The sequence below is a fragment of the Paracoccus methylarcula genome, assembly GCF_003007735.2.
In the GTDB taxonomy this organism is placed as follows: Bacteria; Pseudomonadota; Alphaproteobacteria; order Rhodobacterales; family Rhodobacteraceae; genus Paracoccus; species Paracoccus methylarcula.
On sequence record NZ_PXNQ02000003.1, the window covers coordinates 140,184 to 155,849 of the forward strand.

14 protein-coding genes and 1 pseudogene are annotated in these 15,666 nt (G+C 62.1%); 7 read left to right on the forward strand and 8 right to left on the reverse strand.

The features are described 5' to 3' along the window. Positions 1–9 precede the first annotated feature (9 nt). Together A7A09_RS06170 and A7A09_RS06175 are read right to left on the reverse strand one after the other, a co-directional pair. On the reverse strand, positions 10–801 hold the full coding sequence (locus tag A7A09_RS06170) for an inositol monophosphatase family protein (RefSeq protein ID WP_211341051.1): 792 nt from the start codon (positions 799–801) through the stop codon (positions 10–12). A 54-nt stretch (positions 802–855) separates the two neighbouring features. After that, entirely contained in the window at positions 856–1,770 is a 915-nt protein-coding gene (locus tag A7A09_RS06175; RefSeq protein WP_106690560.1) for a LysR family transcriptional regulator, read from the reverse strand. Between the two features lie 88 nt (positions 1,771–1,858). On the opposite strand from A7A09_RS06175, the gene metF reads away from it, so the two are divergent. Then, on the forward strand, positions 1,859–2,734 hold the full coding sequence (metF, locus tag A7A09_RS06180) for a methylenetetrahydrofolate reductase [NAD(P)H] (RefSeq protein WP_106690774.1): 876 nt from the start codon (positions 1,859–1,861) through the stop codon (positions 2,732–2,734). 10 nt (positions 2,735–2,744) lie between these two features. On the opposite strand, the gene A7A09_RS06185 is transcribed toward metF, so the two are convergent. Both A7A09_RS06185 and A7A09_RS06190 read right to left on the reverse strand, forming a co-directional pair. Then, positions 2,745–3,842: a T6SS phospholipase effector Tle1-like catalytic domain-containing protein gene (locus A7A09_RS06185; RefSeq protein ID WP_106690561.1), complete on the reverse strand. Its 1,098-nt coding sequence runs from the start codon at positions 3,840–3,842 to the stop codon at positions 2,745–2,747. A gap of 34 nt (positions 3,843–3,876) precedes the next feature. Further along, positions 3,877–5,030: pseudogene (locus A7A09_RS06190) on the reverse strand (type III PLP-dependent enzyme). A gap of 169 nt (positions 5,031–5,199) precedes the next feature. Here A7A09_RS06190 and A7A09_RS06195 point away from each other — a divergent pair. Further along, positions 5,200–5,631: an Lrp/AsnC family transcriptional regulator gene (locus A7A09_RS06195; RefSeq protein ID WP_106690775.1), complete on the forward strand. Its 432-nt coding sequence runs from the start codon at positions 5,200–5,202 to the stop codon at positions 5,629–5,631. Between the two features lie 38 nt (positions 5,632–5,669). Here A7A09_RS06195 and A7A09_RS06200 read toward each other — a convergent pair whose 3' ends face one another. Then, positions 5,670–6,323, reverse strand: coding sequence for a winged helix-turn-helix transcriptional regulator (locus A7A09_RS06200; RefSeq protein ID WP_245999179.1), 654 nt, complete (start codon positions 6,321–6,323; stop codon positions 5,670–5,672). Between the two features lie 79 nt (positions 6,324–6,402). On the opposite strand from A7A09_RS06200, the gene A7A09_RS06205 reads away from it, so the two are divergent. Genes A7A09_RS06205 through A7A09_RS06220 form a run of 4 tightly spaced genes read left to right on the forward strand, consistent with a single transcriptional unit; the run spans position 6,403 to position 9,079 of the window. Beyond that, the gene (locus tag A7A09_RS06205) at positions 6,403–6,756 is read left to right on the forward strand and encodes a DUF1428 domain-containing protein (protein WP_106690776.1); all 354 of its coding nucleotides are present in this window, start codon (positions 6,403–6,405) and stop codon (positions 6,754–6,756) included. Positions 6,757–6,765: 9 nt separating this feature from the next. Next, positions 6,766–7,551: a VOC family protein gene (locus A7A09_RS06210; RefSeq protein WP_106690563.1), complete on the forward strand. Its 786-nt coding sequence runs from the start codon at positions 6,766–6,768 to the stop codon at positions 7,549–7,551. Next, positions 7,551–8,207 carry a glutathione S-transferase family protein gene (locus A7A09_RS06215; RefSeq protein ID WP_106690564.1) on the forward strand — a complete coding sequence of 219 codons (657 nt, stop codon included), beginning with the start codon at positions 7,551–7,553 and terminating at the stop codon, positions 8,205–8,207. The genes A7A09_RS06210 and A7A09_RS06215 overlap by 1 nt, the downstream gene beginning before the upstream one ends. Continuing rightward, positions 8,204–9,079 (forward strand): alpha/beta fold hydrolase, encoded by an 876-nt coding sequence (locus A7A09_RS06220; protein ID WP_106690565.1) that lies wholly within the window; start codon positions 8,204–8,206, stop codon positions 9,077–9,079. The genes A7A09_RS06215 and A7A09_RS06220 overlap by 4 nt, the downstream gene beginning before the upstream one ends. A 151-nt stretch (positions 9,080–9,230) precedes the next feature. On the opposite strand, the gene A7A09_RS06225 is transcribed toward A7A09_RS06220, so the two are convergent. From A7A09_RS06225 to A7A09_RS06235, 3 genes are read right to left on the reverse strand one after another with little or no spacing between them, the layout of a single operon-like run. Next, on the reverse strand, positions 9,231–10,619 hold the full coding sequence (locus A7A09_RS06225; RefSeq protein WP_106690566.1) for a TRAP transporter large permease: 1,389 nt from the start codon (positions 10,617–10,619) through the stop codon (positions 9,231–9,233). Positions 10,620–10,623: 4 nt separating this feature from the next. Further along, positions 10,624–11,304, reverse strand: a complete 681-nt coding sequence (locus tag A7A09_RS06230; RefSeq protein ID WP_245999180.1) for a TRAP transporter small permease — start codon at positions 11,302–11,304, stop codon at positions 10,624–10,626. Between the two features lie 54 nt (positions 11,305–11,358). After that, the gene (locus tag A7A09_RS06235) at positions 11,359–12,324 is read right to left on the reverse strand and encodes a TRAP transporter substrate-binding protein (RefSeq protein ID WP_436277788.1); all 966 of its coding nucleotides are present in this window, start codon (positions 12,322–12,324) and stop codon (positions 11,359–11,361) included. A 238-nt stretch (positions 12,325–12,562) separates the two neighbouring features. Here A7A09_RS06235 and A7A09_RS06240 point away from each other — a divergent pair, with 238 nt between their 5' ends. Then, positions 12,563–15,595, forward strand: a complete 3,033-nt coding sequence (locus tag A7A09_RS06240; protein WP_106690568.1) for a valine--tRNA ligase — start codon at positions 12,563–12,565, stop codon at positions 15,593–15,595. Positions 15,596–15,666: the final 71 nt, after the last annotated feature.

Genomic DNA, 15,666 nt, shown 5'->3' on the forward strand with positions numbered 1-15,666 from the left:
CGCCCCGTATCAATCCCTGCTGCGGATGACCTTGGCGAAAGCGTCGAAAAGCTGTGGATTGGCGGCGATCATCCGGCCCGATTCCAGCGGGTCGTCGCCCTCGCGGATACCTTCGACGAAACCGCCCGCCTCGCGCACCATCAGGATGCCGGCGGCCACGTCCCAGGGCTTGTTGCCACGCTCCCAATAGCCGTCATAGCGACCTGCGGCGACATAGGCCAAATCCAGCGATGCTGCGCCCAAACGCCGCACGCCCGAAGTCAGCGGCATCAGCCGCGCCAGATCCTGCAGCGCGGCGGGCAGCGGACCGCGCCCGGCAAATGGAATCCCGGTCGAGAACAATGAATCCGTCAGTCTCGTGCGCCCCGAGACCCGCAGCCGCTGATCGTTCATATAGGCTCCGTTGCCCTTCTCGGCCACGTAGAGCTCGTCCTTCGCGGCGTCGAAAATGACGGCGGCGACGATCTCGCGCTTATGCTCCAGCGCGATGCTGACGGCCCAATGCGGCAGCCCGTGCAGGAAATTGGTCGTGCCGTCCAGCGGATCGACGATCCAGCGGCGGGTGGGATCCTCTCCCGCCTCCTCGCCGGTCTCCTCGCCCAGCCAGCCGTAATTGGGGCGGGCGGTGCGCAGCTCTTCCTTGATGATCCGCTCGGCCTCGCGGTCGGCGCGGCTGACGAAATCGCCCGCGCCCTTGACGCTGACCTGCAGGTTCTCGACTTCGCGGAAGTCCTTGACGAGACCGCGCCCGGCTTTGCGGGCTGCCTTGATCATGATGTTCAGATTGGCGCTTGCCATCACATGCTCCTATGGGGTTGGCGGCGTCATAGGCGCAAGCGGCGCGAATGCCAAGGATCAGGCGGCAGGATCGCGCAGCATTCGCAGCGGTTCGGTGCGCGAAAGCCGCAGCACATGGGTCATATAGGGGTAAACCAGATCCGACTCGCGCACCGCCGCAAACAGCCGCCGCCTGAGACCGTGCTCCCCAAGCGGCAGCATGGCAAGCTCGGGATTGGCGGATTCGCGGCGCAGCACCCAGTCAGGCATCACCGCCACCCCGCGGCCCGAAGCGACCAACATCAACGATACGGCCGTTAATTCAACGGTGCGCTGCCGGGCGGGTTCGATCCCGGCGGGGGTCAGGAACTGGCTGAACACATCCAGCCTGCCGCGATCCATCGGATAGGTGATCAGGGTCTCCGTGGCAAAGTCCTCGGGATCGGCATAGCCCTTGGCCACCAGCCGGTGCCCGGCGGGAACCACCAGCGTCGGCGAATAGTCGAAAAGCGGCTGAAAGGTGATGTCGGGCAGGTCCTCGGGATCCGAGGAAATCACCAGATCGACCTCTTCCCGCGACAATGCCGGCAAGGCAGTGAATGCCAGCCGCTGGCGGATATCCACATCGACATCGGGCCATGAACGCCGGAACTGGTCCAGCACCGGCAGGAGCCAGTCGAAACAGGCGTGACATTCCATCGCGATATGCAACCGGCCCACACGGCCCATCTCGACGCCCTTGAACTCGGCCTCGGCGGCGTCGATCAGCGGCAGGACCTGCTCGGCCACCCGCAACAGGCGCGTGCCCGCGGCGGACAAGCGCATCGGCTTGGCCCGGCGCACGAACAATTCCACCCCGGCCTGCTCTTCCAGCGCCTTGATCTGGTGCGAAAGCGCCGATTGGGTTATGTTCAACGCATCCGCCGCACGGGCAAGCCCGCCTTGTTCATGAACCGCGCGGACGGTGCGCAAATGGCGAAGTTCCAGATGCATATGAGTCGTTTTCATTACAATCTTGAAGATTATGAATTTGTCTCACAGCTCGTCACGTGACACAAGACCGGCAATGAAAGGAATCACCATGTCCCGCACCACGCCGAGCATCAGTTTCGAGTTCTTCCCGCCCAAGACGCTTGATGCGTCCTTTCGGCTGTGGGAAACCGCGCGCGGCCTGGCCCCCTTTGCCCCCGATTTCGTCTCGGTCACCTATGGCGCGGGCGGCACCACCCGCAAGCTGACCCATGAGGCGGTGACGACCATCAACCGCCATTACGGGCTGAAGGTCGCGGCGCATCTGACCTGCGTCGAGGCGACGCGCGTCGAGACGATGAAGATCGTGCAGGATTATGCCGATGCCGGTATCCGCGAAATCGTGGCACTGCGCGGCGACGCCCCCAAGGGACAGGACCGTTTCACCCCGCATGAAGGCGGCTTCGCGAATTCGATCGAACTGATCGAGGCCATCGCCGAGCGCGGCGACATGACCATCCGGGTCGGCGCCTATCCCGAGCCCCATCCGGACAGCAATGGAACGGATGCCGATGTCGCCTGGCTGAAGCGCAAGGTCGAGGCGGGCGCGACCAGCGCGATGACGCAGTTCTTCTTTGACCCTGAAACCTTTTTCCGTTTTCGCGACAAATGCGAAGCGGCGGGCATCGATGCGCCGGTGATCCCCGGCATCCTGCCGATCCAGAGCTGGGGCGGCACGAAACGTTTCGCTGCGGCTTGCGGAACCTCGGTTCCGCAATGGGCCGAGGACGCCTTCGCCGAAACCGACGGCAACCCCGAGGCCGAGCGCGAGCTGGCCACCCGCATCTGCATCGAGCTCTGCGAGAAACTGATCGCCGGAGGCGTGGACCGGCTGCATTTCTATACGCTGAACCGCCCGGAACTCACGCGCGATGTCTGCCTGGCCCTTGGCATCAAGCCGACCCGCAAACTGGAAGAAGTGGCCTGAGCCTTTACCGCTACGAGGTTTCCGCCCGGCCAAGCCCCGGAGGATCCTCTGCGGCAATGGCCTCTTGCCCGGTTGACGGCTTGCGCCCGTTGCCCGCCCCTGCCTGATCCGCCAGGGATCCGGTCAGCTTCGCGGGCCCCGGATAGGGGCGCGGCACCGTTTCATGCAGCTTCTCGGTCTCATATTGTCCCGCCACGCGCGACGCCCGCGCCAGGAACGCCTTTCCCCAGTTCCGCCACGAGCCGACCGAGGGCGCCGAAGCGTCTCTAGTGAAATGATCCCGCCAGCCTTCGGGAAGTGGCAAGCCCACCGATTCCGCGCGATCCAGCATCCAGACCAGCGGGATATTGGCCAGCGGCCGCGCGAATTCCAGACCACTCAATTGCCCGCCGATATCGGCATGTGCCCCCTGGAACCACATCTGCTCGATCTGCCCGGCCGTGCTGTTGTTGTCCCACAGGATCGGCGCGAATGCCGCGCGGTTCTCGTTCAGGGCAAGAGCCTGGAACCCATGTTCGACATCATCGCCCAGATGGGTGTCATGAAAGCGAAAACGCGGTTCGGTCAGTATCCACAGAAGCGGCAGCCGAATGCCAAGCGCCATCACCGTATCGAAACACCCGACCATGCGGATCGGCACATTGACCTGGCTGCGGCGGCGGTGAAAGATTTCCAGTTGCCTGCTCTTCGTGCCCTCGCTGTAATAACGCCAGGCGAGCCGGACATTCCGGCTGCTCGCATATTCCGGCCGCAGCAAGCCTACTCGGCCGATCATCCCGGCCAGGCTGCGAATCGCGAAGCCCCCCCGGGAATAGCCCAGAAGGAAGACCTGATCGCCGGGCCTGTATCCCTTGGCCAGCCAGGCATAGGCTTCGATGATCCGCATCGACAGCCCCTGCCCCATCATCAATTCGGGCACGGTCCGCCAACTGTTCCACTGCTGGCCCGACGCGTAATGGATACGCAGGCGCCCGTGCTTGAGTGGACCATATCTACCGCGCAGCAATGCATGCACGCGGCCTATCGAACTGCGTTTGCCATCGTCCAGCGAGGCGAATGTGCCGTCGATCAGGATGACATGGATCAGGTTACTGCGAATCGTCCTCATGGGCGGATGCTAGCATCGCGAAGTAAGGAAGAAATTACTCCAGCGCCATCACAGTCGCGTGGGTCATCACGCCAAATCCGTTGAAGCGGGTATTCGTGACCGTCGAATAGGCACCTGCTCCGTGGAAGACCAGGTAATCGCCTTCTGCGATCTCGGCCGGCAGGTTGAGTTCGCCCGGCAGGCGGTCCACCGAATCGCAGGTCGGGCCAAAGATCACCCGCCCGCTTCGCTCACCCTCGCGAAGCGTCCCGTCCGGGGTGAATACCTGCACGCGGTCGATATTCCCGACGATCGGCAATTCGGCCAACCCTCCGTAAACGCCGTCATTCAGAAAGATGCTGCTGCCATCGCGGATCGCCTTGATACGCGTGATCAGGGAAAACGCGTCGGCGCAAAGCCCCCTGCCCGGTTCGCAGACCAATTCCGGCGCGTCCTGTCCGAACATCTCGGCCACGGTCGAACCGATCCTGTCGAAGATGGCTTCCAGGTCGGGTTCGACCCCCACGACGCGATAAGACGGAAAACCGCCCCCCACATTCAGCCGGCGAATCCGGACATCCGCCATGTCGCAAATGTCGCGGGCCACCCGGATATAGCTTTCCCATGCCGCCGGATCGACGCATTGCGTCCCGGGATGGAAGGTCAGGGAGGCGATATAGCCGCGATCCGAAACCGCGCGCAGCATCTCGGCGGTGATCTCGGGCGTTGCGCCGAATTTCGAACCGAAATCATAGATCGCCCCGACGACCGGCAATTTGAACCGGGGAGAGATCTCGACGCCATGCCCGTCGATCTCGGTCGGAACCTGCTCGAACATCTTGGCGAGTTCGGACAGGCTGTCCACGGACCATGCCCGGACACCCGCCTCGACGGCATGGGCGATCTCGCTGCGGGAACGAACCGGGTTGTGGTAATGCCGCGCGCCCCCGGAGCCATATGGCCGATCAGGTCGATCTCGGCCGGAGAGGCGACGTCAAAGCCCCTCACCCCGGCGGTCAACAGGTTCTGCACCACGACCTCTTCGGGGTTGGATTTGACCGCATAGGTGACAAGTCCCGGAAACCCGTCGATGAAGCGGCGCACCCTTTCCCGCAGGACGGTAGGGGCAAAGACCATCACCGGGTTTTCCGGCTGGAGATTGCTGATGACCTCGGCCGGATTGTCCCAAACGGTCTTGTTATGTCCCATGGATGACCTTTCGCGCATGAGTTGCAGGTTAGCGGGCGGGGCTGATGGTTAGAACCCGGAATGGCGCTTATGAGTTCCGATTTCACCGATGGAAATGGTGTTTCTGCATAGCTATCTGGTCATTATAACGAATTTTATGACGATTCGCCCAAATGGAAGGCTCATTGGCATGGATGATCTGGATCGCTACATCCTGAGGCTCCTGTCACAGGATGCGCGCATGTCGGTGGCGGTGCTGGCAAGACGGGTCAAGGTCGCGCGCTCGACCGTGCAGGCACGGCTGGAACGATTGGAGTCCAGCGGCACGATCGCGGGCTATACGCTCCGCCTGGGCGAAACCGCGCGGGTCAGCCGGGTCAGGGCGACCGTCCTTCTGGTCATCGAGCCACGCAGCCTGCCGGGCATCCTCGCGCGGCTGAAACCCATGCCGCAGGTCGAGCGCATCCATACCACCAGCGGCCGCGTCGACCTGTTGCTGCAACTGGCCACGAGTTCGACCGCGGAACTGGATGACCTGCTCGACCGGATCGGCGAGATCGACGGGGTGCGCTCGTCGGAAAGCCTGATCCATCTGGGGACCAAGCTGGATCGGGCGGTTTGACCGCCCTGCCCCCTTGTTCCGCGGGCACCGGACCGGGATCAGTCCCGCCGCAAGCTGAACAGATTGACAAAGCGCTGCGCGGCGGCGGCATGTCCCGTGAGGGAGATCGTGCCTGCAGCCGCAAGCTCCGCCAGGGGAGTCGACCCGTAAACGGCGGCGGCCAGGTTGTTGCCATCCCCTTCCAGCACGAAATCCGCCTCGATCTCCTGCGCCGCCTCGATCCGGGTAATACCATCACCCGTCAGCCGCATGACGAACCCTTCGTGACCGGAACGGAATCCTGCGGTGATATGCCGGCCCTGCGCGGCGGTCCGATCGATCATCGCCGTCATCGAGATCATCAGCGCCGTCGGGCTGATGAAGCGGCGCGGATCATGGCCGGGATGTTTCGCCCCCCAACGGCCGATCGCCTGTAGCACAGGAAACAGGTCGCGCCCCGATTCGGTCAGCGCGTAGGCGCCCGTATTGGGATCATGCCGCGCCACCCCCGCCTCGACCAGTTGCGCCAGGCGTTGGGTGAGCACCCCCGCGGTGATCCCCGGCAGGCCCGAGCGGATCACCTGAAACCGCTTGGCCGCGAACATCAGTTCCCGCACCACCAGCAAAGCCCACCGATCGCCGACCACGTTCAGCGCATGGGCCGCCAGGCACCCTTCGTCATACCTGATCCGCATCTTTTCGCCGTCCTTCATCATAAATTCATACTATCAGTTGCTTTTTCATACTACAATAGGCATGCTTCGATTCGTATTCCCGACAGAGGAGGATGAGATGACCTATTATTCCGGTTTCGTTCTTGCCGTTCCGACCGCCAACAAGCAGGCCTTTATCGATCACGCCGTGGAGTCATGGCCGATATTCAAGAAACGCGGCGCGATCCGCATGATCGAAGGCTGGGGTGAGGATGTCCCGCATGGCAAGGAGACCGATTTCTATCGCGCCACCAAGTGCAAGGACGACGAAACCCCGCTGTTCTCGTGGATCGAATGGCCGGATCGCGATACCGCCGACAAGGCATTCGCGGCAATGGCCGAGGATTTCGAGGGCAAGGAAATGCCCGAGATGCCCTTCGACGGCATGCGGATGTTCTGGGGCGGCTTCACGCCTATCGTCGACGAAAGCTGAGGGCGGATCATGACGATCAAACACGGCCGCCCTTGCTGGTATGAATTGGCGACCGGCGAGGGCAAACTCGCCGCCGCCGGGGATTTCTACCGCGAGATCCTTGGCTGGCAGGCCGAGGATTCCGGGATGGAGGGCTTCGACTATCACCTTGCCAAATCCGATGGCGACATGGTGGCGGGATTGATGGTAATGCCCCCGGATGTCAGCGAAATACCACCCTTCTGGATGATCTATTTCGCCGTTGACGACGCCGACAAGGCGGCTGCCGATATCGTGGCCGCGGGCGGTTCGATCCACCGCCCGCCCGAGGACATTCCCGGCACCGGCCGCTTTGCCATCGCCGCCGACCCGCAGGGCGCGGCTTTCGGCATCATGCAGCTTGAACCGATGGAGAACGGTCAGGACGGGACCGCCTTCGATCAGGGAAAGGGGGGACACGGCAACTGGAACGAGCTGATGAGCACCGATCCAGAGGCGGGCTTCACCTTTTATTCCGGCCTGCTTGGCTGGCAAAAATCCACGCCCATCGATATGGGCGAGATGGGCAACTACCAGCTTTTCTCGCATGACGGCACGGATATCGGCGGGATGATGGGGCTGGGCAATGCTCCGGTCCCCTGCTGGCTGCCCTATTTCGGCGTGAACGGGGTCTCCCCGGCCATCGAACGCATCAAGACGCATGGCGGCGAGATGCTGCATGGCCCGCAAGAAGTCCCCGGCGGCGCCTTCATCGCCATCGCGCGTGACCCGCAGGGCGCGCATTTCGCCGTCGTCGGCCCGAAGGAGACAATCTGATGTCTGCCAAAGTCACCATCACCACCTTTGACTGGGTTCCCGAATTCGCACATGGCTATGTGCGCGATATCCGCCCGCGTTGGGCGCTTGAGGAAATCGGGCGGAGCTATGACATTGACACCGTCCCGGTGCAGGAGAAAATTCCCGAGCATTTCGCGCGGCAGCCTTTCGGGCAGGTGCCGATCCTGAAGGATGGCGACCTGTCGCTGTTCGAAAGCGGTGCCATCCTGCTGCACCTGGCCGAGGGGACTCCGCTGATCCCGGACGGCAAGGAGGGCGCCCTTGCCCGGCAATGGCTAATCGCCGCGCTTAACAGCGTCGAGCCCTATGCGATGCAATGGGCTATTGCCAGGTTCTTCGACAAGGACGAGGCCGCCGCCGCCCGCTTCGAGAAATCCCTGCGCGGCAGGCTGTCCTTGCTGCAGGACGCTCTGGCGGATCGTGACTGGCTGACCGGCAGCAGCTTTACCGTTGCCGATCTTCTCATGGCCGATATCCTGCGCGCTCCGGCCGCGAACGGCCTGCTCGACGATCTGCCGAAGCTTGCCGAATATCTGGAACGCGCCACATCCCGCCCCGCCTTCACCCGCGCCATGGCCGATCACATGGCCCATTGGCATGCCGCCGATGCGAAAAAGGCGGCGGCATCGGCATGAGGCTGCATCTGACGGTCGCGGCGGCGCTCATCGTGCTGCCGCTTCATGCCCTGGGTGAAACCGCGAATGTGGACGGGCACGAGGTCTGGTACGAGCTTCACGGCGAACTGACCGCGAAACAGACACCAGTGCTGTTGCTGCATGGCGGGATGATGAATACCGAACTGGCATGGGCCGAACTGATCCCGGCCCTGTCGCAGGACCGCCCGGTGATCGGCATCGATCAACAGGGCCACGGCCATACCGCCGATCACGAGGGTCCGGTCACGCTGGAGACGATGCGCACCGACACGCTTGGCGTGCTGGACGCCCTGCGGGTGGACAAGGCCCATGTCATCGGCTTCTCGCTTGGCGGCATGCTGGGATTGGAACTGGCGGTGAACGCGCCCGAACGGGTCGCTTCGCTGACCGCGATCTCGGCCAGCCAGAATAACGACGGCATGCTGCCCGAACTGGTCGAGATGAACCGCAATCCCGATCACGCCCCCTCTCCCGAGATCGTCGAATTGTTGCCTTCACCCAAGGATTTCCTCGAAATGCGACGCGGTTTCGAAGAGCAAAATCCCGGCGGCTCGGGCGCCATGGTGCCGCTGATGAAGAAGCTGAACGCCCTGCTGATCTCGGATTGGGGATGGAGCGACGAGGAACTGGCCGCGATCCCGGTGCCGGCGATGATCGCCATCGGAGATCGCGACTTCGTCCGGCCCGCCCATGCGGTGCATCTTGCCGAAACCATCCCCGGCGCATGGCTGACGATACTGCCCGACACCACGCATATGACGATCCTCGATGCTCCGGCCCTGCCCGATCTGCTGAAACGGCGAATCGAGACCGCCGAAGCTGATAACCCGGAAACATCCGCCTCTCAGTGAGGGCGACCGTAGCCCCTACCCCTCCGTCGAGCCACTGTCAGAGGAGGGCAGGGTCCCGCTTCGACCTGTTTGCCGTGGCGAGACCTGTGTTCGGCGGGTTTTATTCTGCGGCGTTCCGCTGTTCCGGCGCAAAGCCGGAACGAGGCGGGTGTCACTTGATGATCACCTCCGGTCCCATCATCAGCGTGGGCAGCCATGTGCTGAGCCACGGAACATAAGTGACCAGGATCAGGAACAGGAACAGCACCGCAAGGAAGGGCAGCGCCGCGCGCACCACGCGGATCATCGACATGCCTGCCACGCCGGATGTGACGAACAGGTTCAATCCGACCGGCGGCGTGATCATCCCGATCTCCATGTTCACGACCATGATGATGCCCAGATGGATCGGGTCGACGCCCAGTTCGAGCGCGATCGGAAAGACCAGCGGCGCCACGATCAGCAACAGACCCGACGGCTCCATGAACTGCCCGCCGATCAGCAGGATCACGTTGACGATCACCAGGAACATGACCTTGCCCAACCCGGCACTCAGCATGACCCCGGCGATCTTTTGCGGGATCTGCTCATCCGTCAGCACATGCTTGAGGATCAGCGCATTGGCGATGATGAACATCAGGGTGACGGTCAGCTTGCCCGCTTCCAGCAGCACGCCGCGCGTGCCGGGATGGAAGAATACCGTCACCAGCGCCTGCGGCTTTTTCCACAGGGGGATGCGGTTCTCTCCATCGCGCAGGGGGCCCATGTCCCGATAGATGAAAAGCGCCACGATGAAGGCCCAGACCGAGGCGACGGCGGCGGCTTCGGTCGGGGTGAAGATCGCTTTCGTCACACCGGGGATCCCATAGAGCCCGACCATGATGACGACGATCAGCATCAGCCCCCAGAAGGCGTCCTTGAAACTGTCCCAGATTTCGCACCATCCCAGCCATTTGCCGCGCGGCATGTTCTTCCACAAGGCAATGCCGAGAATCGTGACCATCAGCAGCCCCCCGGCCAGCAGCCCCGGAATGACGCCAGCCAGGAACATCCGGCCGACCGACACATCGGTTGCGCTGGCATAGACGACCATCACGATCGAGGGCGGGATCAGGATGCCGAGCGTACCGGCATTGCAGATCACCCCTGCCGCGAAATCCTTGGAATAACCGACCTGCCGCATCGCCGCGATGACGATCGAGCCGATGGCCACCACGGTTGCGGGCGAGGAACCGGACAGCGCCGCGAACATCATGCAGGCGAAAACCCCGGCGATGGCCAGCCCGCCCGGCAGATGGCCGACACAGGCGATCGAGAAACGGATGATCCGCTGCGCCACGCCGCCGGTCGACATGAAGCTCGATGCGAGGATGAAGAAAGGGATCGCCAGGAGCGTCGCATGACCCGACATGGAATTATACAATGTCTGCGCGATCGAGGCGAGCGACGTATCGGAATACAGCAGCAGGAACAGTGTCGAGGAAAGGCCAAGTGCAATCGCGATCGGCACACCGATCAGCATCAGCCCGACGATCAGAACGAAAAGAATTGCAACGTCCATCCGGTCAGTTCCCCCGGTCCAGGTGGCGGATATCCTCGATCGCGTCCTCGACCTCATGGCTGACGATCAATCCCTGGCGCTCGCCCGTCCAGATATGCCACATCGCCTGCAGCAATCGGAAAAGCAGCAGCGCGACGCCCAGGGGCAACGCGAAATAGGGAACAAGGCGGGGCAGTTTATCGTAAGCCTCGCCCTGGTTGAACGCATCGCCCATCCAGGCGAGAAAGCCCGGCATCGGGATCTGTTCGGTCGTGTAGAAGGCCCGGTCCCGGGTCTCGATGAAGCCGGTCGGGAACCACCGTCCCCCGGTCTGCTGCATACCCGCGAAGGGTGCCCAGTAGTCCCATGCCCCTTTCAGCAGCAATACCGCGTAGATGACGCAAATCCCCCCCGCGAACAGCGCCAGCAGCCTGCGCAGGGAAGGTGAAAGAATATTGATGATCGCGTCCACGCCCAGGTGGGAATTGATCTTGACGGCATATGACATGCCAATCAGCACGAGCCACGCGAACAGTACCAGCGTGGTTTCGAGTCCCCAGATCAGCGAGCTCTGGAAAATGTAGCGCATGATGACATTGGCGAAGGTGATCACCGTCATCAATCCCAGGATGATCGCTATCACATTCTCTTCCAGGCTGTTGGCAATGCGGCCCAACAGGCCACGCGGTTCATATCGCTGGCTCAATGTCGCCTCCTGAACAAAAAGGCCCGCCCTGCGCCAGGACGGGCCGGGCACTGGTCAGTAATTTGCGTTTATCGCCTGAACGGCGTCGATATTCTCCTGTCCGACACCTTCCACGAACTGCTCCCAGACAGGCTTCATCGCATCCACCCATGCCTGACGCTGCTCATCGGTGAGTTCGCGGATCTCGCCACCGGCATCCAGGATTGCCTGGCGCGCCTCCTGATCGACCTCGTTGACGGCGGCGTTACGCTCTGCCGTGACCTCGTGAAGTATGGTCAGCATCTTCTCGCGCAGATCCGTGTCCAGGCCGTCCAGCCAATCGGTCGAGGCGACAACCAGGTAATCGAGCACGCCGTGATTCGTTTCGGTCGAGCCGTCCTGCACCTCGTAGAATTTCTGGCCATAGATATTCGACCAGGAATTTTCCTGCCCGTCCACGACGCCGGTCTGCAATGCGCCGTAAACCTCGGAAAAGGCCATTGGCTGAGCCGATGCGCCAAGCTGTTCGATCATCGCGACGAGCACATCCGACGGCTGCACGCGGAATTTCAGGCCCTTTGCGTCCCCGGGTTCGACCAATGGCTTGTTGGCCGAGAACTGCTTCATCCCGTTATGCCAGAATTCCAACCCCGAAAGACCGCGGCGTTCCATCGACGCCTTCATTTCCGTCCCTGCCTCGGACGCCTGGAATTCATCCACCGCCTCGATATTCTTGAACATGAAGGGCAGGTCGTAGATCTGGAAAACCTTGGTGAAGGTTTCGAATTTCGACAGTGACGGCGCAGCCATCTGCACATCGCCCTGCAGCATCGCCTCCAGCACCTTGTCGTCGTCATATAGCGTCGAGTTCGGATAGACCTCGACGCACATCTTGCCGTCCATCTCGGCATTCACACGTTCGGCGAAAAGCGCGGCGGCTATGCCCTTGGGATGCTTGTCGCTATTGGTGACATGGCTGAATTTCACCACGGTTTCCCCATCGTCACAGCCCGCCGGATCGGCCAGTGCCGTCCCCGACATGAGCGCCAATCCACAGGTCGCGATCAACAGTTGTCTCATCGGTAATCCTCCCTTGCTTATTTCGACCGGGTTTTCCTACCCCGGTTCCGGATGTCCCGCCATCACATCGGCATAAACCCGTGGTGGCAAGTAAAATCTCGTTCTCCGTTAACATCGAAGAAGATCTCAATCGATCCCGCGGTCTTGGCCTTTCCGCTCGGCTTCGGTAATCGGGTGCCCAAGCAAGGGGATCGCCAGGATGAGCATGGAAAAGAGTTTTGACGCCAGGGCCGCCGAGGCCCGCATCAGCGCCGAATGGGAAAAGACGAACGCCTTCGCCGCCGGGGCCAATGCCTCGCGGTCGGAAACCTTTACGGTGATGATCCCCCCGCCCAACGTGACCGGCAGCCTGCATATCGGCCACGCGTTCAACAACACGCTGCAGGATATCCTGATGCGCTGGCACCGGATGCGCGGTTTCGACACGCTGTGGCAGCCGGGACAGGACCATGCGGGCATCGCCACGCAGATGGTCGTCGAGCGGCAGATGATGGAACGGCAGGAGCCGAACCGGCGCGAGATCGGCCGCGATGCCTTTGTCGAGAAAATCTGGGCATGGAAGCAGGAATCCGGCGGCACGATCATCAACCAGCTCAAGCGCCTTGGCGCCTCGCTGGACTGGTCGCGCAACGCCTTTACCATGTCCGGCGCTCCAAGCGCCCCGGCTGGCGAAGAAGGCAATTTCCACGACGCCGTGATCCGGGTCTTCGTCGAGCTTTACAACAAGGGCATCATCTATCGCGGCAAGCGGCTGGTGAACTGGGACCCGCATTTCGAGACCGCGATCAGCGATCTCGAGGTCGAGAACCGCGAGGTGCCCGGCCATATGTGGCATTTCAAGTATCCGCTGGCGGCCAATCCTGAAACTGGTGAACGCGAGACCTATGAATATGTCGAGCGGGACGAGGACGGCAACGTTACCCTGCGCGAGACCCGCGACTATATCTCCATCGCCACGACCCGCCCGGAGACCATGCTGGGCGATGGCGCGGTCGCGGTTCACCCGGACGACCCCCGCTATGCCCCCATCGTCGGCAAGCTGTGCGAGATCCCGGTCGGTCCCAAGGAACACCGCCGCCTGATCCCGATCATCACCGACGAATATCCCGATCCGGATTTCGGCTCGGGCGCGGTCAAGATCACCGGGGCGCATGATTTCAACGATTACGGCGTGGCGACCCGCAACGGCATCCCGCTTTACGCGCTGATGGATAGCAAGGGCGCGATGCGCATGGACGGGCTGTCCTATGAAGAAAGCGCCGCCATCGCCACCCGCGCCGCGAATGGCGAGGATGTGGGCGATGTCTCGGCGGTCAACCTCGTCCCCGAAGAGCTGCGGGGGCTGGACCGGTTCGATGCCCGCAAGCGCGTCATCGAGGCCATTACCGAGGAGGGGCTGGCCGTCACCGATGCCGAGGGCGCACCATTCGTCGAGAACAAGAAGATCATGCAGCCCTTCGGCGATCGCTCGAATGTGGTGATCGAGCCGATGCTGACCGATCAATGGTTCGTGGATACGAAAAAGATCGTGCAACCCGCCATCGACGCCGTGCGCGAGGGCCGCACCACGATCCTGCCCGAGCAGCACCAGAAGGTCTATTTCCATTGGCTGGAGAATATCGAGCCCTGGACGATCAGCCGGCAACTCTGGTGGGGGCATCAGATACCGGTGTGGTATGGGCCTAAAGATGTCAACATCGGCACCGGACTGAAAGAGGTTTTCCAAGCTCCGAAGCAATTCTGCGGCGCCAACGAAGCCGAAATCCGTGAGCAAGTGGAGAAATTTTACTCCGCGCAAACAAACAAAAATATAATAATTGAGTTCGAACCACTAGAAGCGCTTCGAGAGCGGTTAATAGGTAAAAATGCAGGTGGGGAAGATCGCGACCCTGCACTGCCACTGGTCAGCATCGAAGACAATGACATCATTGTCACTCTCTACCGCGACCCCGACGTCCTCGACACGTGGTTCTCATCCGGTCTCTGGCCCATCGGCACGCTTGGCTGGCCCGAGGATACCGAGGCGCTTCGGAAATATTTTCCGACCGATGTTCTGGTGACGGGCTTTGACATCATCTTCTTCTGGGTCGCCCGGATGATGATGATGCAGCTTGCCATCGTCGAGAAGGAACCCTTCCACACCGTCTATGTCCACGGGCTGGTGCGCGACGAGAAGGGCGCGAAGATGTCCAAGTCCAAGGGCAATGTCATCGACCCGTTGACCCTGATCGACGATTTCGGCGCCGATGCGCTGCGCATGACCCTGGCCTCGATGGCGGCGATGGGGCGCGATCCGAAGCTGGGGCCGCGCCATGTCGAGGGCTTCCGCAATTTCGTTACCAAGATCTGGAACGCCTCCCGCTTTGCCGAGATGAACGGCGTTCGCGGCGGAGGCGATCGCCCTGCCCCGCGCCACACCGTCAACCGCTGGATCATCGGAGAGACCGCCCGTATCCGCATGGCCACCGACGAGGCGCTGGCAAGCTATCGCTTCAACGACGCGGCGAACGGGCTTTATGCCTTTGTCTGGGGCAAGGTCTGCGACTGGTATGTTGAATTCGCCAAGCCGCTGTTCGACGGCGAATATGCCGATGAAACCCGCGCCACGATGGGCTGGGTGCTGGATCAATGCTATCTGATGCTGCATCCGGTCATGCCTTTCGTGACCGAAGAGCTCTGGTCGCTGACCGGCGAGCGCGGCAAGATGCTGGCCCATGGCGACTGGCCGGAATATGGCGCCGAACTGATCGACGCGGATGCCGACCGCGAGATCAACTGGGTGATCTCGCTGATCGAGGACATCCGCTCGGCCCGCGCCCAGATGGGAGTTCCGGCGGGCGCAAGGCTTGACCTGATCGTGACCGAGGCCGATGCCGCTGCAAGCAGGGCACTGACCGCCAACGCCCCCCTGATCGAGCGGCTGGCCCGCGTCAACGCCCCGCAGGACGGCGTGGCGGGCAAGGGCATGATCGCCGTTTCCGCACAGGGCGCCAGCTTTGCCCTGCCCATTGGCGACGTGATCGATGCCGCGGCCGAAACGGCGCGGCTGGAAAAATCATTGGCGAAATCGGGAAAGGACGCCGATGGATTGCGCAAGCGGCTGGACAACCCAAAATTCGTGCAAAACGCCGATGTGGATGTGATCGAAGAGACACGCGAAAAGCTTGCCGCCCTGGATGACGACATCGCCCGGCTGCAGGCGGCGCTGGCCCAGTTGCAGGCGATGCGCTGAAGATGCGGCATTCGCGTGGATTACCCGCGTGGATGCCTCCGGCGGGGATATTTAAGTGAAGAAGAAGCGGA